At 68.7% G+C, this 21,317-nt stretch carries 19 protein-coding genes; 11 read left to right on the top strand and 8 right to left on the bottom strand.

Annotated features, from left to right (window positions below; genetic code table 11):
- The first annotated feature begins 59 nt into the window (after window positions 1–59).
- From VMJ70_04445 to VMJ70_04435, 3 genes are all read left to right on the top strand, one after another.
- Window positions 60–770: a hypothetical protein gene (locus VMJ70_04445; GenBank protein ID HTO90359.1), complete on the top strand. Its 711-nt coding sequence runs from the start codon at window positions 60–62 to the stop codon at window positions 768–770.
- A gap of 628 nt (window positions 771–1,398) precedes the next feature.
- Window positions 1,399–1,557: a hypothetical protein gene (locus VMJ70_04440; protein ID HTO90358.1), complete on the top strand. Its 159-nt coding sequence runs from the start codon at window positions 1,399–1,401 to the stop codon at window positions 1,555–1,557.
- 34 nt (window positions 1,558–1,591) lie between these two features.
- Entirely contained in the window at window positions 1,592–2,341 is a 750-nt protein-coding gene (locus VMJ70_04435) for a hypothetical protein (GenBank protein ID HTO90357.1), read from the top strand.
- Window positions 2,342–2,439: 98 nt separating this feature from the next.
- Here the strand turns inward: VMJ70_04435 and VMJ70_04430 are convergent, their stop codons facing one another.
- From VMJ70_04430 to rpmH, 5 genes are all read right to left on the bottom strand, one after another.
- On the bottom strand, window positions 2,440–3,795 hold the full coding sequence (locus VMJ70_04430; protein ID HTO90356.1) for a Jag N-terminal domain-containing protein: 1,356 nt from the start codon (window positions 3,793–3,795) through the stop codon (window positions 2,440–2,442).
- 180 nt (window positions 3,796–3,975) lie between these two features.
- Window positions 3,976–5,796 carry a membrane protein insertase YidC gene (yidC, locus tag VMJ70_04425; GenBank protein HTO90355.1) on the bottom strand — a complete coding sequence of 607 codons (1,821 nt, stop codon included), beginning with the start codon at window positions 5,794–5,796 and terminating at the stop codon, window positions 3,976–3,978.
- A 2-nt stretch (window positions 5,797–5,798) separates the two neighbouring features.
- Window positions 5,799–6,005, bottom strand: a complete 207-nt coding sequence (yidD, locus tag VMJ70_04420; protein HTO90354.1) for a membrane protein insertion efficiency factor YidD — start codon at window positions 6,003–6,005, stop codon at window positions 5,799–5,801.
- Between the two features lie 4 nt (window positions 6,006–6,009).
- Window positions 6,010–6,396, bottom strand: a complete 387-nt coding sequence (gene rnpA / locus VMJ70_04415) for a ribonuclease P protein component (protein ID HTO90353.1) — start codon at window positions 6,394–6,396, stop codon at window positions 6,010–6,012.
- Window positions 6,397–6,528: 132 nt separating this feature from the next.
- The gene (gene rpmH, locus VMJ70_04410; protein HTO90352.1) at window positions 6,529–6,678 is read right to left on the bottom strand and encodes a 50S ribosomal protein L34; all 150 of its coding nucleotides are present in this window, start codon (window positions 6,676–6,678) and stop codon (window positions 6,529–6,531) included.
- A 192-nt stretch (window positions 6,679–6,870) separates the two neighbouring features.
- On the opposite strand from rpmH, the gene VMJ70_04405 reads away from it, so the two are divergent.
- The 3 genes from VMJ70_04405 to VMJ70_04395 all read left to right on the top strand — a co-directional run bounded on the left by VMJ70_04405 (window position 6,871) and on the right by VMJ70_04395 (window position 11,499).
- Entirely contained in the window at window positions 6,871–8,646 is a 1,776-nt protein-coding gene (locus tag VMJ70_04405) for a HEAT repeat domain-containing protein (GenBank protein HTO90351.1), read from the top strand.
- Window positions 8,643–10,193, top strand: coding sequence for an HD domain-containing phosphohydrolase (locus VMJ70_04400; GenBank protein ID HTO90350.1), 1,551 nt, complete (start codon window positions 8,643–8,645; stop codon window positions 10,191–10,193). Before VMJ70_04405 ends, VMJ70_04400 begins: the two co-directional genes overlap by 4 nt.
- 94 nt (window positions 10,194–10,287) lie before the next feature.
- The gene (locus VMJ70_04395) at window positions 10,288–11,499 is read left to right on the top strand and encodes an ATP-binding protein (protein HTO90349.1); all 1,212 of its coding nucleotides are present in this window, start codon (window positions 10,288–10,290) and stop codon (window positions 11,497–11,499) included.
- 9 nt (window positions 11,500–11,508) lie between these two features.
- Here the strand turns inward: VMJ70_04395 and VMJ70_04390 are convergent, their stop codons facing one another.
- The 3 genes from VMJ70_04390 to VMJ70_04380 form a co-directional block, all read right to left on the bottom strand.
- Complete coding sequence (locus tag VMJ70_04390; protein HTO90348.1) at window positions 11,509–12,351, bottom strand: FecR domain-containing protein; 843 nt, start codon at window positions 12,349–12,351, stop codon at window positions 11,509–11,511.
- Window positions 12,348–12,947 (bottom strand): RNA polymerase sigma factor, encoded by a 600-nt coding sequence (locus VMJ70_04385; protein HTO90347.1) that lies wholly within the window; start codon window positions 12,945–12,947, stop codon window positions 12,348–12,350. The genes VMJ70_04390 and VMJ70_04385 overlap by 4 nt, the downstream gene beginning before the upstream one ends.
- A gap of 101 nt (window positions 12,948–13,048) precedes the next feature.
- Window positions 13,049–14,674: a GAF domain-containing sensor histidine kinase gene (locus VMJ70_04380; protein ID HTO90346.1), complete on the bottom strand. Its 1,626-nt coding sequence runs from the start codon at window positions 14,672–14,674 to the stop codon at window positions 13,049–13,051.
- Between the two features lie 142 nt (window positions 14,675–14,816).
- On the opposite strand from VMJ70_04380, the gene VMJ70_04375 reads away from it, so the two are divergent.
- The 5 genes from VMJ70_04375 (at window position 14,817) to VMJ70_04355 (ending at window position 21,291) form a co-directional block, all read left to right on the top strand.
- Window positions 14,817–16,889: a hypothetical protein gene (locus VMJ70_04375; protein ID HTO90345.1), complete on the top strand. Its 2,073-nt coding sequence runs from the start codon at window positions 14,817–14,819 to the stop codon at window positions 16,887–16,889.
- Window positions 16,886–17,893 (top strand): alpha/beta hydrolase-fold protein, encoded by a 1,008-nt coding sequence (locus tag VMJ70_04370; protein ID HTO90344.1) that lies wholly within the window; start codon window positions 16,886–16,888, stop codon window positions 17,891–17,893. Before VMJ70_04375 ends, VMJ70_04370 begins: the two co-directional genes overlap by 4 nt.
- 19 nt (window positions 17,894–17,912) lie before the next feature.
- Window positions 17,913–18,680 (top strand): ABC transporter ATP-binding protein, encoded by a 768-nt coding sequence (locus VMJ70_04365; protein ID HTO90343.1) that lies wholly within the window; start codon window positions 17,913–17,915, stop codon window positions 18,678–18,680.
- Window positions 18,677–20,311: a hypothetical protein gene (locus tag VMJ70_04360; protein HTO90342.1), complete on the top strand. Its 1,635-nt coding sequence runs from the start codon at window positions 18,677–18,679 to the stop codon at window positions 20,309–20,311. The genes VMJ70_04365 and VMJ70_04360 overlap by 4 nt, the downstream gene beginning before the upstream one ends.
- 281 nt (window positions 20,312–20,592) lie before the next feature.
- Entirely contained in the window at window positions 20,593–21,291 is a 699-nt protein-coding gene (locus VMJ70_04355) for a hypothetical protein (protein HTO90341.1), read from the top strand.
- Window positions 21,292–21,317: the final 26 nt, after the last annotated feature.

Genomic DNA, 21,317 nt, shown 5'->3' with positions numbered 1-21,317 from the left:
CGAAAGCTGGGATTCTGGCGGGCGGAAGGGTGCCGCCATTGGCGCTGCTGGCTTGCGTCTTGGGCATCGCGCTGGTTCGCGGCGCCCATGCTGGCGGCGGCATCAACCTCACCTGGGGCGAAGGCTGCTGGGCCGACAATCCTCAGACCGTCCAGACCTTCGCCTGCGACACGAACGTCGGCACGTTCGCGATGACGGCTTCGTTCGTTCCAAGTATCGACATCCGCCAGTTCGACATCTTTCAGTTCGAGATTGACTTGCAAGCCGACTCACCGAATCTGCCAGACTGGTGGCAGTTCTGCAGTGTTGGTGGTTGCCGAAATGGGGCATTGACGGGGACCGCCGCCTTCAACTCGACCGTTGGCGCCTGCGCCTTTGCCTGGCCTGGCAGTTCGCCGACCTTGGCTTTGAACTGGCGCACTCCTGGTGCCTGTGGCGGGGGCGTCATCGCGGCCAACCGGGGTCAAGTATTCGGTACCGTCTCGATTCCTGGCGTCGTAGACACGACGGCTCATCGTGGCACCGAGTACTACGCTGTTCGGCTGAACATCGACGCGCAGAAGACCATCGGCGGCGCTGCATGTGGCGGCTGCAGCGTCCCTGTGACCATCGTGCTGAATGAGATCGATCTCGGCGGTGTCGGCGAGGACAAGATCACCAGCCCGCTCGCCAACACCTGCCTCCGCTGGCAGGCCGCGGGCACCACGCCGTGCTCGGCGACGCCGGTCCGCAACATGACCTGGGGCGCGATCAAGAGCTTCTATCGTTGATCGGCGCCGAGCGCGACTGGTGTAGGCTTATGTCATGCGCAATCGGCCTGGGCTTCTTTTCGCCGTGCTGTCGACGCTAACGGCATGCTTGGCAGTGGACTCTCACGCCGGCGGAATGAACCTCACCTGGGGCTCCGGCTGCTGGGCGGACAATCCCCAGACCGTCCAGACCTTCGCCTGCGACGCGAACCCAAACACTTTCACGATGACTGCCTCCTTCATGCCCAGCCAAGACCTGCCCCAGTTCACTTCCTTTTTTGCACAGGTCGACCTCCAAAGCGATTCTCCCAGCCTTCCGGATTGGTGGCAACTCTGCGACCAAGGAGGCTGTAGATCGGGAGCGTTGAGTGGGTCAGCGGACTTCAATGTCGCTCCCGGCGGCTGTGTCTACGAGTGGCCCGGCAGCACGCCGTACGTGAGTATGAGTTGGCGAACAAGTCAGTGGTGCAGTGGCGGCGCGGCTCCGGCGCCCCCGGCTAACCGGGCGCAATGGCTCGGCGATTTTGGCAGCGGCGGAGGCGGGACGCTCCACCAGGGGACAGAGTATTACGCGTTTCGCCTCACTATCGATGCCCGAAAGACCACTGGCTCAAACGTCTGCGGTGGGTGCCTGGTTCCGGCGACCCTCGTGTTGAACAAGATTTCGCTCTTCGGCGAGATCACTGACCAACTCACCACGCCTCTCGCCAATTCCTGCCTGCGCTGGCAAGCGGCGAGCACCACGCCCTGCTCGGCAACGCCGGTCCGCAACACGACCTGGGGCGCGATCAAGAGCTTCTATCGATGATCGGCGCCGAGCGCGACTGATGTAGGCTTATGTCATGCGCCATCGGCCTGGGCTTCTCTTCGCCGTGCTGTCGACGCTAACGACATGCCTGGCCGTGGACTCTCACGCCGACGGCATGAATCTCACCTGGGGCGACGGCTGCTGGGCCGACAATCCGCAGACCGTTCAGACCTTTGCTTGTGGCTCGAACACCGGCAGCTTCTCGATGACGGCGTCCTTTTCGTTGACCGCCGACTTCCCCGGGTTCTCCGACATGGATGTGTATCTGGACCTGCAGAGTGATGCGCCCAATCTTCCGGATTGGTGGCAGATGTGCTTCGCAGGTGGCTGCAGAACAGGATCGATCAACGCCGCGGCAGACTTCAATGCCGCGCCAGGCGGCTGCACATACGCTTGGCCGGGGAGTACGCCCCGTGCCTCTTTCGTCTGGCGGACGTTCCAATGGTGCGACGGCAATCTAGTTTTTTCGTCGCCGAGCCGGGCGCAGTTGTTTGCGAGCTTCTTCAACTCCACAGCGGCAAACCTTCATCACGGTACGGAATACTATGCATTCCGAGTGACGATCGATACACAGAAAACGGCCGGGTCCGGCGTGTGCGGCGGTTGCGCGACCCCCGCCACGATCGTCCTCAACACTATTCACCTATTCGGATCGATTCAGCAGAACCTCACCACCCCGCTCGCCAACACCTGCCTCCGCTGGCAGGCCGCGGGCACCACACCGTGCTCGGCGACGCCGGTCCGCAACATGACCTGGGGCGCGATCAAGAGCTTCTATCGATGATTGTCGGCGCGCCCTGATCACAACCCGCGCTTCGAACCCCAAGTCAAAGGCGCCGGCCTCGGAACCGAGACCGGCGCCTTGTCACGTCCAACGCGCGCTTAGTCCTCGACCTCTTCTCCGCCGCCCTCGTGGCCCGCGGGCGCCACGGCCAGGCGTTTGATGTGCCCGGTCCCGAGCGCGTAGGTCTTGACGCGCGAATCTTCCCGCAGCGTCACATGAATGATGCGGCGCTCCTGGGCGTTGAGATAGTCGGTGATCACCTCGCCGTTCCGCGACAGAGCCTCCTCGGCCAGCCGCTGGGCGAGCCCGCGCAGCTCGTTCTCGCGCTTCTCCCAGAAGTCGTTGATCTCGAGCTGCAGGTGGTAGCGCGAGGTCTCGCCGCGGTTGATCATGCGGTTGAGCAACTGCTGCAGGGCCTGCCGCACCTCGCCCTTTTCACCGGTCAATAGTTTCTCGTCGCTCGCGACGGCCGCGCTCACGTTCACGCGATCGCCCTCGGCGCTGGCGCGCACGGTGGCCTCGAAGCCCATCGCGGTCAGGAGCTGCTCGGTCCAGCGTTTGCCCTCGGCGGCCAGCGCGTCGTTGGAAAGCGCCGGGGTGCCGGGAGCCGCGACCACGTCGGCGCCGCCGGCGTCGGTGGCGCGCGGCGCCATCACGGCCGGCCCGCGCTCTTCGCCATGGCCTTCGCCCCGCTCCATCGGCATGCCGCGATCGCCACGCTCGCCGCGGCCGGAATCTCCGCGACGGCCACGGCGACGACGGCGGCGGCCGCCGCCCTCGCGATCGCCGCGCTCGCCGATCTCCTCGCCGCCGCGCGCTTCCATCTCGATCGCCGGCGGCTCGGCGTGCGCGTCGTGCCCGTTGCTGACCGGGCGCGGCGCCTCGTGCATGCGGTCCTCGCGCGGGCGATCTTCACGCGCCTCGCGTGAACGGTCGGGCCCGCGGCCGCGATCCTCGCCGCGTCCACGCTCTTCTCGGCGGCCACGGTCTTCGGCACCCACGCGTTCTTCACCGCGCGGCCGGTCGTCGGGACGCCGCCGCTCGTCGCCGCGCCCGCGCCGTTCACCCGAGGCCGCCATCGGCGGGCGGCGTTCGTCGCGACCAACACGTTCGCCGCGACCGACACCGCCCTCGCGGCCACCGCGCGGGCCGCGCCCCTCGCGCTCGCCCCGGCCGCCGCGTCCACCGCGGTCGCGGCCTCCGCGTTCCCGCCCGCGTCCCCGCGAGCGTCCCCGGTCGTCGTCCTGGCGATACTCGGGCTCGCGGATCGCGCCGCCCGGCCGCGGCATCACGCGCACCTTGTAGGGGCGCGAGCCGAACCCGAGAAACCCACCCGAACCTTCTTCGATCACCGAGATCATGGCCTCGGCGCGGCTGAGTCCCAGGGACTCGAGCCCTTTGCGAACCGCTTCGTCCAGCGTCTTACCTTCGAAAACCGAGCCTGATGGCCCCATGTCGAACCTCTTGGCGGGCCGCCGCGGGAAGCGAACGGAGTGTTGTTCCGCGGGCGGCGATGTCAGCGAACCGGATCGTGGGCGGCGCGTGGCGCTAGAGGAAGCGCGAGCCGCGTTGGCTGAGCCGAGTCTACCTGCTCCGCACCCTCCGTCGCTACGGTGAGAAACGGCCCCTTCGAGTCACTTGCGCCGCCCGCGAGCCGTGACCGGCGCGGCCTGCACGGCCGGCACCACGGCCCCGCCGTCCTGCCTCAGCACCATCCATTGCTGGAGGGCGGTGAGCAGGTTCATGACGGTCCAGTAGAGCACCAGTCCCGAAGGGAGGTTGTAGAAGAACACCAGCATCACCACGTTCATCATGTACATGGTGGGGCGCTGGGTCGGATCGGTCGGCGTCACCGACTGCTGAAGCAGTCCCGAGCCCGCCATCAGCAGCGGCAGCAGGCGGACCGGGAGCGGGCCGATGGTGAACGCCAGGTCGGGGGCCGACAGATCCTGCATCCACGCCACGAACGGCGCACGGCGCAGTTCGATGGAGTTGTACAACACCTGATACAACGCGAAGAACAGCGGCATCTGCACGAACATCGGCAGGCAGCCACTGGCCGGATTCACCTTGTTCTCCTTGTAGAGCGCCATGGTGGCGGCGTTGAACGCCTGCGGATCGTGCTTGTATTTCTCCTTGATCCGCGCGAGCTCCGGCTGCAGCCGCTGCATGGCGCGCATGCTCTTAATGCTGGTGACGTTGAGCGGATGCAGCACCACGCGTACCAGCGTCGCCAGCGCCACGATGGCGAGGCCGTAGTTGCGCAGCACTCCGTAGATCCACTTCATCAGGCTGAGCAGCGTGGTGCTGAAGGGCAGCAGCCACGTCCAGCCCATGTCCACCACGCGCTCGAGCTGGAGATGCAGCTTCGCAAGCCGCTGGTACTCGAGCGGACCGAAGTAGACAACGAAGCGATGGACCGGGCTCTCGCTCGAAGGCAGAGCCATCACCAGCCCACTCTGAACCACGTCCTGCTCGGGTTTGGCGTCGGGACCGAGGGCCGCCACCTCCTCGCTGCTGAGCGGGCGCTTGCTGGTGCTGGCGTTCGAGCCCCGTGCGGGCCCACTCACCAGCGCGACCGCGCCGACGAAGTAGCGGGTCTGCACCGCCGACCACACCACGTTGCCGTCGTAGTCCTTCGGGCCCTTGTTGAGCTGGCCGGGATGGTCGCGATGGATGTTGGTGCCCACCAGGCTCGAGGCGCGCAGCGCGCGCTCGTCGGCCAGCTGATTCGCTTCGGTGAGCAGCGGCCACGAGCGGGTGGTGAGCGTGTAGTCGGAAATCCGCATCGCGTCGGGCACGCCGCGGATCGTCACCTGGAGATCGAGGGCGTAGTCTTCCGGGCGCACACGCCAGGTCTGGCGCACCTCGACTCCCGAGCTGTCGCGCGCGGTGAAGCTCATCGTGCGCACGTCGCCGGCAGCGTCGAGGCTCTCGCTGACCGCGTAGTCGAGCTCGGCGAGCGAGCGAAGCGACGCGCCCGAGCCGAGGTCGAGCCCGAAGGACGGCCCCCCGCCCAGCGCCACGTGCGGCGCCTCCTCGCGCGCCGCCTTGCTGACGCCCACGCCGTGAGCGGTCACGTAGTTCTTGAGCTCGACCGCCACCAGTCGCGCGCCGCGATCCGAGAACGTGGCGCGATAGAGCGGCGTCTCGATCGCGTAGCTCCGCTCGAGGCTGCCCGAGCGGGCGACCAGTGGCGTCGCGCCGAGCGAGGGCGGGGTCGCGGCGCCCGGATTGCTCGCGCCGGTCGCAGCAGCGCCGGGCGTGGCGGCGGGCGGAAGCGGCCGAGCGGCCGCCGCGACCCGGCTCGAGTCGACCGCGGTCGAAGTGGCGCGCGTCGGCGACGACTTCGGCGGATACAGATACTTGTCGAGCCCGATCAGCTTCAGGATCTGCGGGTAGAGAATGAGGAACGCCACGCACAGAACCACCGCCGCGATGCCGCGCTTGTCCATGGTCAGGGCACCGGGTCGTAGCCGTGGGATCCGAACGGCCGGCAGCGCGACAGACGCCGCAGCGCGAGCCACACGCCGCGCATGCCGTGGCGCTCGATCGCCTCGCGCGCGTACTCCGAGCAGCTCGGCACGTGACGGCAGGCGCCGGCGAAATGGGGCCCCAGCACCAGCTGGTAGCCGCGAATCAGAAGTACTGCGAGCGCGCGCACGGGATCAGCGGCCCGGTGATTCGAGCGGCGCGAGCGCGCCGGCCGCGGTGAGCAGGCGCTCGACCTCGCTTGCCAGCTCCTGATGCGTCGCAGCGAGCACGCCCGCCGACGCCACGAACTCGAGCCACAGGCCGGTGGCCGGAATGCGCGGCCAGCGCCGCCGCACGATCTCGCGCAGCCGCCGGCGGGCGCGATTGCGCTGCACGGCGTTCCCGACCCCGCGGCGACTGGCGAGGAAGCCGAGCTTGGTTTGCTCGCCGGGCGCGGCGAGCGAAAGCAGCAGGCAGAAACGCCCGCGATGTGCGGTGGCGCCCGCGCGCACCGCGGCATGCTCGCGGGACGAGCGCAGGCGATTGCTGGCGGCGAGCCGCTCGGGGTGACGATCGCTCATCGCGCTCCATGCCGGCGGAAGGGCCGGCGCCCCGCCGATCAAGAGAGTGGCCCGCATCCGGCGTGGGCGGCAGGGTGATGGGTGAGCGGCGCTCGCGCGCCGGACCCGCCCGTTGACCGCATGATCTGGCGGCTACTTCTTGGGAGCCGTGGGGGTCAGGCGCTTGCGGCCGCGCTTGCGACGGGCCGCCAGCACCTTGCGGCCGCCCTTGGACGACATGCGGGCCCGAAACCCGTGCGTCTTCTTGCGGTGGCGATTGCGGGGGCGATAGGTGCGCTTCATCGGCTAAGCCTCGTGAGTGCGGCGGGTTGGGCGGGTCGGGAAAGGACGGGGCAGCCTAAGGCAGCCGCGGGCCGAGCGCAAGGCCGGGGCCGTTTCGAACGCCCCCAGCCGGGGCGGCCCGCCCATTTCCGGGCTTCAAGCCAATGGGCGGCCGGCCGATAACTCGACCACCTCACCGGCTGGAGAGGCTCCATGGCGCCCGACTATTCGCCGCAGCAACGAGCGCATTCGCACAAGGACCTGTCGCCCGCCGGCCAGGCTCTGCACGCCTGGCTGCGGCAGTTCGCGCGCGCCCTGCGGGTCGCCCGCCTCTATCGCAGCGACAACCCGGTGGTCAAGCAAACGCGCGACCTCGTCGCGAACGGGCTCAGCGAGATCCTCAAGAACCACGGCACCATCACGCTGCGCTTCACGGCGCGCGAGATCCGGCTCGAGAACGAGCCGGTGGTTCGCCCGTACATCGCGCCGCCCGGGCACGATGCGCCGCCTCCCAACCCGGAGGACACGCTGCCGTTCCTGTTCTATCGCGACGGCATTCGAACGTTGCAGATCGCCGAGGGCATGCCGCGCGAGGACTTCGACTCGTTCTTCGACGCCGTGCGCATGGTCGGGCAGGAAGCCACCCATCACGACGATCTGCTGACGCTCATGTGGCAGGCCAACCTCACTTACATCCGCGTCGAGGCGGTGCCGCTCGAGCAGACCATCTACCTCTCGTCCAGGAAGCCGGGCGAAAAGGACAAGGACGAGATGGAGTTCAACGCCCTCGCGTTCAGCTGGGCGCCGACCGGGACCGAGATCCACGCCGAGCTGGGACAGGTGCAGGGCGCTCAAGGTCTGCACCGCGACACCTTCGACGACTGGGAATTGCCCTATCAGACCGGAGACGCGAAGCAGGCCTACGAGGATCTGCTGCCCGACGTCGAATTGGCCCGTTCATTCCTGATGGCGACCTGGGCCGAGGATCGCGACCGGGTGTGGACCACCGAGGCCACCGACACGCTCCGCCACATGCTGAAGGTCGATCCGAGCGACGACACGCGCTCGATCGTGGCCCGTTCCGCGATGACCTGGGTGCTGAGCGCGATCCACCGCACCGACTGGAAGGAGGCCACCGAAGCGCTGGCGCTGCTCAAGGAGTTCGATTCCGACCTGCGATTCGTGCGCGACGAGCTGACCGCCAAGGTCAAGGAGCTGCCGTTGAACGACATCTCCGAGCAGCTCGAGGAGTCGGACGACCAGGATCAGGCGCGGTTCGCCGCGGTGTCGGTGGGGCTCGGCCCCTACGGCGTGGACCTGGCGCTCGCGGTGATGACGCTGTGCTCGCGCAGCCGTCCGCGCGCCGCCGCCTGCACCGCGCTCTGTTACACCTGCACCGAAAATCCGATGCTGCTGGCCGGCGCGGTCAACGATCCGCGCTGGTACGTAGTGCGGAACGCGGTGTTCATCCTCGGCCAGATCGGCGGCGTCGAGGTGATGGACCTGCTGCGCGTCGCCGCACGCCATCCCGAGCCGCGCGTGCGCCGCCAGGTGGTGCAGGCGCTGGGCGGCGTGCCGGCGGAGCAGCGGCTCCCGATCCTGCTGAGCCAGCTCGACACGCGCGACCAGCAGCTGCTGTCGGCGACGCTTGCCATGCTCTCGCGCGACCGCCGGCCGCGCGCGCTCAAGTCGCTGCTCGAGCGCTTCGCGGCGCCCAACTTCGAACACGCGCCCGAGTGGGTGCTGCGCGGCTATCTGCACACGCTGTCGGACTGGGTGGACAACACCTGCGTGCCGATGCTCGCCGGCCTGCTCGAGCGCGGCGGCTGGATGGCGGCGCCCTCGCTGGTGCGCACCGGCTCCGCGCGCCTGCTGCAGAAGATCGGCACCGACGCGTCGAGCGCGGCGCTCGAACATGCGTTGCGCTCGCGCAGCCCGGCGATCCGCGAGGCGGCGATGCAGGGCATGGCGGGAAGGCGGGCGGCATGAGCGAAGACGCGCAGAAGAAACTGGCGGCTGGCTCGGGCGTCACCGGCGACAAGCACACCTTCGACTTCAAGGTGCGCGAGGCCGGGTTGCGCCTGGTGATGCGGCTCGCGGGCGTGATCCGAGTGGGACGCGCCTATCAGGTGGGCAATCACCTGTTCCGCGAGCAGATGTCGAGCTTTCTCGACTCGCTGCGCCCAATCCTCGACGACACCAGGGAAGTGGTGCTGGTCGCGCTCGAGACCGACCTCTACTTGAACGGCCTGCGCATTCCGGTGCGAACCGCCAACATCCGTTTCCACCAGGTGATCCACGACGAGTTCCAGCGCCGCAAGATCGCCGGCATCAAGGTCGAGCCCGGTCTCGATCTCGACGAGCTGGAGCGGTTCTTCAGCTACTTCATGCAGCCCGACGTCTACCACGGGACCGCGCTGCTCGAGGCCTGCCTCGCGAATCACGTCGATCACATCCTGCCGGCGATCCACGCCTCGACCGAAGCGCCGGGACCGGACATCGGCATGCCCGAGGAGGAGCCCCGGGAGGCCTTCGAGGACGCCTGGTCCACCGAGGAGCAGAAGCCCGAGGAGGAGCAGGAGGATCCGCACATCCTCCCCGGCGGCGCGGTCCGCAAGAACTACTCGATGGCGGTGGACGGCATGCGCTCGCTGCTGGCGACCACGTCGCTGCATGAGGGCTTCCACCTCAAGCACGCGAAGCGCGTGGTGCAGCCGCTGGTGGACGACGCGTTCAAGCACCAGCCGGTGGTGGTGGGCCTCGCGGTTCTGCGCCAGCACGACGAATACACCTACGCTCACGCGGTCAATGTCTGCATCGTCTCGGTGAGCATGGGCTACTTCCTGGAGCTCGACCGCAAGGCACTGGCCGATCTGGGCGTCGCGGCGCTGCTCCACGACGTCGGCAAGAGCGTGGTGATGGCGCGCATCCGCCACGGCATCGACGAGTTCACCGACCAGGAGAAGCTCGCCGCCGAGAAGCACGCGATCGAAGGCGCCAAGCTGCTCGCCCGCACCACCGCCCTCAACTCGACCACGCTGCGCTGCATGCGCGTGGCGATGGAGCACCACCTGCCGCAGGATCCGACCGGGGATCCCAAGAACCGCGGCGACTGGACGCCCAACGTGCTGTCGCGGATCGTGTCGGTCGCCGACTGCTACGTGAGCCTGCTCACGCATCGCAGCCGCGGCGGCCAGGCGATCACGCCCTACGACGCGCTCGGGCGCATGCTCGGACCGATGGCGTCGCGATTCGACGCCGCGATGCTGTGGGCGCTGGTGCAGTCGGTCGGGATCTATCCGCCCGGGCAGCTCGTCGAGCTCTCCGACGGCGCGCTGGCGATCGTGCTCGCGCCCAACTCCGAGGATCTCTACCGGCCGCGCGTGCGCGTGCTGACCGACGCCCAGAAGAATCTGCTCACCGCGAGCACGGTCTACGAGTACCAGCCGCTCCCCGAAGAGCTGAAGATCGTGCGGGCCTTGAAGGCCGACGAGTATCCCGAATACATGAAGCCGCCGGCGCCCAAGGCGGCGTAGGGGCGGGGAGGCAGGGCCCCCTCACGACTGGTTCCGGAACCAGTCCGAATGCCCTTGAATTTGCTCAATGTATTGAGTAAAAATACTCAACGTAATGAGTAAACGGGACCTTGCCTATCACCGCCCGCAGGCGGCTGAGCTGAAACGACGGCTGGCCGAGCCACGCCGATTCATGCAGGTCGTGGCGGGCCCGCGGCAGGTGGGCAAGAGCACTCTGGTCGGCCAGGTCCTGGAGGGAGCAGCGCTCTCCAGCCGAGTTGCCAGCGCAGACGAACCCACTCTTCGCCACGCCGAGTGGATCGGTCAGCAGTGGGAAGCGGCCCGGCTGACGGCTCGCGATGCCGGCCGCCGAGGCGCGGTGCTGGCGCTCGATGAGATTCAGAAGATCCCGGGTTGGTCCGATGCGGTGAAACGGCTCTGGGACGAAGACACTCGAAGCCGCGTTCCCCTCAAGGTGGTCCTTCTCGGGTCCGCCCCGCTGCTCGTTGCGCGAGGCCTGTCCGAGAGCCTCGCGGGGCGATTCGAGCTGATCCATCTTCCGCACTGGTCGTACGCCGAAATGCGCGCGGCCTTCGGCTGGTCGGTCGAGCAGTTCATCGTCTACGGCGGATACCCGGGGGGTGCGCCGCTGGTGAAGGAGCCCGGCCGGTGGGCGCGCTACGTACTCGATTCGCTGGTCGAGACCTCGATCTCGCGAGATGTGCTCCTGCTCTCTCGCGTGGACAAACCGGCACTGCTCCGCCGTCTATTCGAGCTGGCCTGTCGGTATTCCGGCCAGGTGCTTTCCTACAACAAGATGCTGGGTCAGCTCCACGACGCCGGCAACACCACGACGCTCGCCCACTATCTGGACCTGCTCGCCGGCGCTGGAATGGTGACCGGGCTCGCCAAGTATTCTGCACAGCCCGCGCGCAGCCGAGGTTCAAGTCCCAAGCTTCAGGTGTTCAACACGGCACTCCTGTCGGCGACTAGCGGTCTCGCGCTCGCTGATGTCCGTCATGACACCGAGATCTGGGGGCGGCTCGTCGAGTCAGCGGTTGGCGCACATCTGGCCAACGCGGCTGCGTCGGGAGAAAGCGAGTTGTACTACTGGCGCGATCGGGGCGCCGAGGTGGACTTCGTGGTTCGGGCCGGGAAGCGCGTCGTCGGCATCGAGGTCAAGAGTGGACGTGCACCGCGCTCGCTCCCGGGGATGGCCGCATTCAGGGCCGCGTTCAAGCCACATCGGACTTTGCTCGTTGGGAGCGGTGGAATCGCCATTGAGGAGTTCTTGGCGAAGCCGGTGGGGGACTGGGTGCGCGGGTGAGGGCCGCACCTACTTCATCATCCCGCTCATCCGCGCCTTGAACCGCGGCAGCTCGGCGTGCTCGGTGTCGCGCATCTCGGCGTTCTCGTCGGGCCGGCCGTCGGTGAACAGGTAGCGCCGGCGCCCCGCTTCCACCATCGCCATGCCGACGCCGCCGCGCGTGCCCACGCGCACGCGGCCCTCGTAGACGCACACGCAGGTGCCGGTCGGCTCGCAGATCACGGCAAACGTGGTGCCGGTGGCCTCGACGCGCGCCTCGTGGGTCTCGATCGCGAGCCTCGCGCCGTGGAACGCGCTTCCGGTGGTGAAGCGCAACTCGCCGACGCGCACCTCGGCCAGCGCGTGACGCTGGAACCAGCGGCCCGGCGCCTGCGGCAGGCTCGCCTCGGTGCCGGCGGTGTACTCGATCGCCAGCTCGCCGGCGCTCGCGATCTCGAGCTCGACTCCGTCCGGAACCTGAACGAACACGCCGGGCTTGAGGTGCTGCTCCAACTCCTCGACGTGCTGGGTGGGAATCGGTACGCCGTCCACCACCACGATGCCCTCGCCGCGCACGTCGGAGAGTTTCCAGGCCGGCGCCTGATTCATGACGCTGACGACGACCAGTGCCGCCGCCGCGGCGACCGCGGTGGCTCCCCAGCGCGCCATCGAGGTGCGATACCAGGGGATCGAGAGCGTGCGCGGGGGCGGCGCCGACTCGATCGCCCCGGTCACGAATTCCTGGCGCAGCCTCGAGCGGAATGCCGCTCGGGGCGCGGCTGCCGGCAGCGCCCGCAGGGTCTCCCGCGCCCGCTCCATATCGGCGGTCAGCGGCTCGTCCGGCGGCAACGGATCGCGCGCTCGATCGCTCATCTCAGCCGTTCCTTGAGCAACACGCCCAGCTTCTCGAGCGCGCGCGAATAGCGCTTGCGCGCCGCGGCGTGGCCGAGGCCGGTAAGCCTGGCGATCTCGAGATGGTCGAGCCCCTGGTAGTCGTGCAGCACCACCGCGAGCCTCAGCGGCTCGGGAAGCTCGCCAATCGCCTGCTGAACGATTCGCTCGCGCTCGCGGGCGATGGCTTCGCCTTCCGGCTCGTCCTGATGGCGCGTCAATCGCTCGGCGAGCCCGGAATCGTCCTCGAGCGAGTCACTCTTCTTGCGCAGTCGATGCGCGCCGGATCGCCACAGGTCGCGGCAGGCGTTGGTCGCGATGGTCGTGAGCCACGGTCCGGGATCGCGACTCGCGTCGAGTTGCGGAGCGGCGCGATGCACCTTGAGAAACACCTCCTGCGTCACATCCTCGGCCAGAGTCCGATCGCCCAGCAGCCGGTAGACCAGCGAAAAGACCTGGTCGACGTAGCGCTCGAAGAATGCCCCCAGCGCCTCCGGTTCGCGCGCCCGCACGCGCTCGAGCACCTCCCGGGGCAGCGGGTCCGAGCCCGCACGGCGTGCGGCCGCGGAGCCTGACATCTCACTTACGAGTGGCGGGGCGGAGTGTGCCCGGTCTTCGGTCGAGGTCACGAGGAACGGGAGTATGTCACAGGCGGAAGCGGCCGCCCGGAGGCAAGCCGCTACGCCGCCTCGCGCCGGATCTCGACCGGAGCCTCGGGCCGCACGCTCTCGGCCAGCGAGAGCGGCAGCCGCACCCAGAACGTGCTGCCGTTGCCGGGCGTGCTGTTGACGCCGACGTGGGCGCCGTGGAGCTCCGAGATGCGCTTCACGAGATGGAGTCCGATGCCCAGCCCGCCGTCGCCCGGCTCCTGGCCGCGAGTGCCCTGCGCGAACAGCTCGAAGATGTGGGTGGTCTCGTCGGGCGCGATCCCCGGGCCGTGGTCGGTGACGTCGAAGACGAAGCTGTCGGGCTCGCGCCAGGTGCGGACCGTGACCTGCCGGCCTTCGGGACTGAAGCGGATCGCGTTGGTGATCAGGTTGACCCCGACCTGCCGCATCTTCACCTCGTCCAGGATCAGGCGCGGCATGTCCTCGGTGTAGTCCTCGATCAGCGTCACCCGGTGCTTCTCGGCGGTGGTGCGCGAGGTCTCCACCGAATCGCGCATCACTTCGTTCAGCTCGACCGGGCGGCGCCGCAGTACCAGCTTGCCGCTTTCGATCCGCGACAGGTCGAGGATGTCCTCGATCAGGCCCATCAGCCGCATGGCTTCGCTCCGCAGGCGGCGCAGAAACTCCTCGCGCTGGTCGCGCTCGAGTTTGTCGGCGTTCTCCTCGAGCAGCTCGGCGTAGGCGATCACCGACGAGAGTGGCGTCTTCAGCTCGTGGCTGGCGGTCGAGAGGAACACGTCCTTCATCTGGTTCAGCTCGCTGAGCTTGGTGTTGGCCTCTTCGAGCGCGCGCGTGCGCTGGTTCAGGCGCTCCATCGCCTCGGCGCGGTCGATCACCGCGCCGACGTGCTCGGCGAACATCCGCAGCATCTCGCGGTGGTGCTCCTTGAACGGATCCGGATGGTTGATCCGGTTCACGTTGAGCACGCCCACGCAGCGGTCGCCGACCTTGAGCGGCAGCGACAGCGCCGAGGTGATGTTGCGGTTGGGCTTGTAGTGCTGCCCCAATTCAGGGGTGGCCGCCTTGGCCGCGAGCAAGATGGCTTCCTTGCGTTCGGCCACCCATCCGGCGATCCCTTCGCCGAGCTTGGCGCGCGCGTTGCGCGCGAATTCCGATTCGAGACCGTACGAGGCGCGCGTCTCGAGCACGCCATCCTCCGGGCTGTAGATCATGATCGACGCCTGCTGCGCGCGCAGCGTCGAAACCACGCGGCGCACGATGATCTCGAGGATCACGTTGAGCCGGAGTTGCAGGTTGAGGGTCGTCGAGACCTGGAAGAGCGCCGACAGCTCCGAGAGCCGCAGGCGCACCGCTTCCTTCTCTTCCTCCTCGCGCTCGAGCGCCTCGCGCACGCGGTTCAACTCGCGCTGCTTGAGCGTGACGTAGAGGCAGAAGATCACCACCAGCCCGGCGAGCCCCACGATCGCGTAGTAGCTCTCGACCGGGTGGGAGCCGCCGCCGCCGGCCTCGTCCATGGCGCGCACCATCGGCAGATAAAGGAGCGGCACCGAAGCCGCCAGCGCGATCACCACCGCGAACGTGGCGGCCCACAGCATCCAGGTGCGCCTGATGATGGACTTCCGCTGGAGCGGGGGACGCGGCTTGTCGGTGTCGAGCTCGCTGGGTCCCAGCGTCATGCGGGGTCGCTCCTTGCCGGTCAGGGCGTCAGCCTCCGTGTAGGCGTATCGGTTATCGGCACCCGACGGCCCAAGCTTAGGTCCGACTTGGGGCTCCGGGCTCGTTGCCCGCCTGGCCCCGCTCTGCTTAGGGTGGGCGACCATGTCTCGCCTCCCCAGGGCACTCGCCGTCCCCATGCTGCTGGCGCCCGGCCTCCTCACGCTCTTCATGGGGTCGCTGCGCACCGGCTTTCTCAGCGACGACTACGTGTTCCTCGAGCAGGCGCGCAGCCAGCCGCTCCTGCACTGGCTCTTCCGACTCGACGCCCTTGGCAACTACTGGCGGCCGCTTTCGCGGCAGATCTATTTCGAAGCGCTGAGCCCGATCGCCGGTGGGAACCCGCTGGTGTTCCACCTCGCCAACTTTCTGCTCTTCCTCCTGGCGCTGGGGCTGCTGGCCGACCTGCTGAGCACGTTCGCTTCCGGGGCCGCGATGGTGGCGGGCGTGCTCTATTTCGCGCTGCTCCCGCTCCACGGCGTCAACCTCATCTGGGTCTCGTGCAGCCAGGATCTGATGGCCCTGGCCGGCGCTCTGGGGACGCTCGCATTCTGGCGGCGCGACCGTCGCGGCTGGGCGCTGCTCTGCTGGCTCGGCGCCATCGCCAGCAAGGAGGCGGCGCTGCCGTTGCCGCTCGCGCTGCTCGCGTGGGACCTCGCCATCCGCCGGCGGCCGCTGCGTGAGGCTCTGCGGCACGTCGCGGCGTTCGCGGCGGTGGGTGCGGTTTGGATCGGCGCGACGCTGGCGATCCGATCGCGGGCGGGGCTCCCCTCACCGCTGCGATTCTCGCCGGTCGGCCTGTTCGCCACGTACCTGCGCATGGCGCAGAGCCTGCTCGGCCTCGAGCATCCGGCAGGCTTCGTGCGCTCGCTGCTGCGGAGTCCGCCGCCGATCGTGCCCCTGGTCCTGCTCGCCGCCGGAGCCTGGTGGGCCGCCGCTCCCGCGCGCCGGGGATCGGCGGACGACGGCCGCGCGGCCGGCCCAACCGAAGCGCTCGCGCCGGCGCCGCGATCGTCGGCCGGATTCGGAATCCTGTGGCTGCTCGCGCTCGGCATCGTGACCTGGCCGGTGGTGTACAGCTGGAGCGGCTACTACTACACGCTGTCGGCGGTGGGTGCGGCGTGGCTCGTCGCGCTCGCCGCGCGACGTCTCGATCGAATCGCCGCGGCGCTGCTGCTCCTCGTTCTGCTGCCGTGGCATCAGGCCGGAACCAGGCCGCCCGTGTTCTCGATCGTCTACCCGCCCGCGGGCGGGTGGACGTCCCATCTGACGCCCTACTTCTTCTCGCGCGGCGCGGCGCTGGCCGACACGCTGTCGAGCCAGTTGCGCGTTCGCGAGCCGCGCCCCGCACCCGGCACGCGGTTCTTCTTCGCGACGCTCCCCCCGTGGGCAGGGTTCCAGATGGGCAATGGCCCGCTGATCCGCGTGATGTACCGCGATCCCAGCCTCGAGTCGTACTACTACTCGCAGTTCAGCGACTCGACCGCCGATGCGCACCCTTGCCGCTTCTACTACTGGGACGGCGCGCGGCTCCTGCCGCTCTACGGCGGAGCGCGCGATCCCTACTTCCAGGTGGGCTGCGATCTGCTGCTGATGGATCGCCCGCAGGGCGCCGTGCACGCGTTCACCCGCGCGCTCGAGACCGGCGGCCGGCGCGAGGACAACTTCTACTGGCTGGGCTGGGCACAGCTGTGGAGCGGCCGACGCGACCAGGCCGAGCGTGCCTGGGCGGAGTTCGGCGCGCACGACGACACCCTCACCTTCAACACCTGTTTTCGCGCCGTGCGTGGCGCGCTCTACCAGCGCGCCGACACCGTCGAGGCCCGGCGTCTGCTCATGAACTCGATCCGCACCGGCATCGGCCAGCCCGGCCCGCACGCCATTCTCGGCGAGCTGCTGTGGGCACGAGGCGGCGAGGACGCGCGCTACGGCCTGCTCGAGCTCAAGGTCGCGACCTGGCTCAACGCGCGGGACATCCTCGCCGCGCGCGAGCTGATCTTCGGCCTCTATCAGGTGCGGCTGGACGAGCAGGCGCGTCTCGAGCTGACGCGGCTGCAGGAGACCTATCCCGACTGGCGAAACGACTCGCTCACGGTGAATCTGGTGAAGCTGCTCGAAGCTCGCGCGCCGCGCGGCGGCGACGTGGCTTCGTTCGAACAGGAGGATTCGGGCCCATGACGACCGGCACGGTGGTCACGCATCGCTTCGAGAGCGCGCTGCTCACAGGGAACGCCGCCGGCGACCCGCACGTTCGTGCGGTGCCGGTCTATCTGCCGCCGTCCTACGCGAGCGATTCCAAGCGGCGCTATCCGGTGGTGTACGTGCTCACCGGGTTCACCGGCCGCGGGCGGATGCTGCTCAACGACCATCCCTGGACCCCGTCGCTCGACGATCGGCTCGATCGCCTGATCGGCGAGGGAAAGTGCGGCGAGGTGATCGCGGTGATGCCCGACTGCTTCACGCGCTATGGCGGCTCGCAGTACCTCGACTCCTCGGCCACCGGCCGCTACATGAGCCACATCATCGAGGAGCTGGTGCCGTTCGTGGATCGCACCTATCGGACCCAGCCCGATCGCGCGCATCGCGGCGTGGTCGGCAAGTCCTCGGGCGGCTACGGCGCGTGGCTGCTGGCGATGAAGCATCCGGAAACGTTCGGCGCCATGGTCTCGCACAGCGGCGACTGCTACTTCGACTACTGCTACCGCGGCGACGTTCCCAAGTTCTGCACTGCGGTGCAGGTCGGGGGCGGAGTCGAGAAGTGGTTCGCCGAGTTCGAACGCAAGATCCAGAAGAAGCACGACGACCTCACGGTGCTCAATATTCTGGCGATGGCGGCGGCCTACTCGCCCAATCCGGCGGCGGCGCTCGGCATCGACCTGCCCTGCGATCTCGACACCGGCGCGTTCCGTGACGACGTGTGGGCGCGGTGGCTGAGGCTCGATCCCTATCGGATGCTCGATGAAAAGCCGCACGCCGACGCACTGCGCTCGATGAAGCTGGTGATGCTCGACTGCGGCATCAAGGACGAATGGTTCCTGCACCTCGGCGCGCGGTTGATGGCGAAGAAGCTCGGTTCACTCGGCATCGCGCACCAGCACGAGGAATTCGACGACGGCCACATGAACGTCCAATACCGCTACGACGTGTCGCTGCCGCGCCTCGCTCGGGCGCTCGAGGCCTGAGACGTCCGCGCCGCTCGAGATCGAGGGCCTCACCCGGCGCTACGGCGCGCTGGTCGCCGTCCACGCGCTCGATCTCACCGTGCGCGCCGGCGAAGTGCTGGGGTTCCTCGGCCCCAACGGCGCCGGCAAGACCACCACGCTGCGCGTCGCCGCCGGACTCCTGCGGGCCGACTCGGGTGAGGTGCGGATCAGCGGCGCGTCGCTGTCTCGTGAGCCGATGCGCGCCAGGGCCCGGCTCGGGTTCGTGCCCGACCGGCCCTATCTCTACGAGCGGCTCACCGCGCGCGAGTTCCTCGAGTTCGTGGCCGCGCTCTACCGCGTCGCGCCCTCGGACGCCGCGCCCCGCGCCCAGGCGCTGATCGAGCGGCTCGATCTCGGCGAGGTCGCCGACGACCTGATCGAGACCTACTCGCTCGGCATGAAGCAGAAGCTCTCGCTCGCCGCGGCGGTGCTGCACGATCCGCCGCTCCTCATGCTGGACGAACCTCTGATCGGGCTCGATCCACGCGGCGCGCGCGCCTTGAAGGATCTGCTCCGCGAGCGCGCCGCGCGCGGGCTCGGCGTGCTGGTCTCGACCCATCTGCTCGACGTGGCAGAAAGGCTCTGCGATCGCGTGCTGATCCTGGACCGCGGCGAGAAACGCGCGGAAGGGACGCTCGCCGAGTTGCGTGGCGGCAGCGATGCCTCGCTCGAAGACGTGTTCCTGGCGTTGACCGCGCATCCGGACGATGGCGCCCGCGATTCTTCCCACAGCCCCCACGATCCTTCCCGGGGCGGCGCGCCGTGATCGGGGCCCTGCTCCTGAGCCGCGCCCGGCTCGCGCGGCGCGCGCTCTTTTCCCGACCTCGCGCCGACTCGAGCTGGCTGCGCCATCCGCTGGTCGCGGTCGGCATTGCAGCCTGGATGGGCGCGTTCGTGTACGGCGGCCTGCGCACCGTGCTCCGCGCGCTCAGCGCCGCCGGCGCCCCGCCGCGGGAGTTGGCCGGAGTCCTGGCGCTGGCGCTGGGCGCGGCCCTGGTGGCATTGCTGGTGTTCGACGTGGACGATGCGGTGCGAACGCTGATGCAGGATCAGGATCTCGAGCTGCTGCGCCGCGCGCCGATTCCGCCGCTCGCGCTGCTCGGGCTGAAGGCGCTGGACGCGGTGCCGCGCACGCTCGTGCCGGTGCTGGCGCTGGCGGCACCCGCGCTGCTCGCCTTCGCCGGCGCGCTGCGGCTCTCGGCCGCGGCGCTGCCGTTCGGCATCGCCGCGCTGCTCGCGCTGTGGACGCTGCCGCTGGCGGCCGGCGCGGCGCTCGCGCTGCTGGTGCTGCGCGTGGCGCCCGCGGCGCGCGCCCGCGAGACGCTGGCGTTGATGTCCACTGCGACGCTGGTCGCGATCTGGATCGTGGGCGCCGTGTGGCTCCCGCACGGATTCGCCGCCAGCCCGGGGTCGCTCGCCTCGCTCCACGGCCTGCTCGATCGCGCACTCGTCGCGCCGACGCCCGGCGCGATGGCCGCGCGCGCGTTCGCCGCGATCGCCGCGGGCGCGACCGGCGAGGCGCTGCGCGAGCTCGCCGGGCTCGCGCTCGCGGCGCTGCTCGCGATCCTGGCCGCGGCGCTGGTCGCGCAATCGAGCCTCGTCCCGGCACTCGAGCGCGTGGCGAGCGGAGTCGCTTCGAAGCCGCGAATCCGCCGCGCGTCCTCGAACGCGGCGGCCGGCTCGACTGACTCGGCGGCCTGGCCGCGCGATGGCGCGATCGCCGCGCTCGTGCGCCGCGACGCCCGGCTGCTGCGTCGCAGCTGGACGCTGCTCGGCGACCTGCTGGTGGCGTCGACGCTGTGGGTGTTGCTACCGCTGGTCGGGATCTCGCGCTTCGAGATCGGCTGGGAGCTGCTGTCTCGGATGATGCTGCTGACGATTTCGGTCGGACTCGGATATGAGATCGCGGCGCGCTCGATTCCCTTCGAGCGCCACCTCGAATATTGGTCGCGCGTCGCCCCTCAGCCGCCGGTACGCTGGCTGATGGCCAAGCTGCTGGGATCGGGCCTGCTGGCCCTGCCGGTGATCCTCCTCGCCGGGGCGGTGCTGGAAGGGGTCCATCCCTTGTCGGCCGGGGGGGCGGCGAGGGCGCTCGCCCTGGTGGCGGGCGCCCTGCCGCTCTCGATCTCGAGCGGCCTGTGGGCGGGCCTTACATTCGGCGACCCGGAATGGATCAACCCCCGGGCCATGTTGCGGCTCCCCGGCCGGCTCGCGACCTCGGGGCTCCTGATCCTCCAGATCCTGTTCTGGCTGGGAATTGTGTTCGGTATTGGGAGGCTCTCGGGCCGCGGCGAGGCCCTGGCATGGGCCGGGCTTCCCCTGATCGGCGCGGGTCTGGCCACCCTGCCGCTGCTTGCCGGAATGCGGCGGCTCGAATCTCCCGGTTGGGCCCACTAAACCCAAGCGAAAGATCAGGTTCTTGCGAATTTCCCCCTTGCTCCGGGCCCCCGCGGCCCGCCTATACTGTCCCTCGTCAGACGGCTTGCCGGGGTTTCCCCCGAGCCCTGGCTCTTCTGTTGAAGAGCGGCAGCCTCGCGCTCTTCACATCGCTCGACATTCATGGGGTCTTCTTGTCGCTCGTGCCCGTGACCCCAGAAAGGTGGCTTGAACGCTTGCGACGGCTCAGCCGTCGGTCGATTCTCCCTCTCGCTCTGCATCAGATCCCCTGGAGGTGGCCGATGAAGCGTAAGGCCTTGCTACTCATTTTCACCGCATGTCTGGCGTTCGCGACTCGCGCGGGCGCAGATCAATTGCTGTTCGGTTTTACCGGATTCGACTATCAGGATCCCAACCTCGACGGCACCTACCTCGATGTGGGTGAGGGCTACAACGTGATCGGCTTCGTCACCGGAGTCGGCCTGCTGCTCGATCCGTACTTCGATGACACGGTCAACCAGTACACGATCCAGATCCACAATCTCACCGTGACCAGCCGTACTTCGCTCGGGTCGTTGCTCGCCGTGAACTTCGCCAACGGCGGGCGCGCGAGCTACTTTGCGGATCCGCTCCTGGGCGGCACCAACGCCACCTACGGCATCAATCCGCCCAACGCGACCGCGCCTTCGACCTTCATCGACGGCTCGATGCGGATCACGGGCTCGGTGGACAACTTCGTCCTGACCTACAACTTCAGCACCAATCAGGGCAGCTTCTCGGGCAACATGACGGTGGACGGCGGCCCGGATGCCGACTACGTTCCGGCCGAGGTCCGGAGCGGCTGGGTGCTCGGCGGCCTGTCGGGCAATGGCCTCTCAGGTCCGCCCAACGCGACGGTTCCGACGGGTTACGATCATCAGGTGTCGGGTGAGTGCCGCCATCCCGACGTGACGTCTGCCACTCACGCGACCTGGGGCGCCGTGAAGGCGCTCTACCGCTAACCTCGGTCTCCGACGCGCGGCTCTCG

The organism is Candidatus Sulfotelmatobacter sp. (assembly GCA_035498555.1).
Lineage (GTDB): Bacteria > Eisenbacteria > RBG-16-71-46 > RBG-16-71-46 > RBG-16-71-46 > DATKAB01.
The sequence above is the reverse complement of the archived record's forward strand: the minus strand, read 5'-3'. Positions and strand labels throughout refer to the sequence as shown.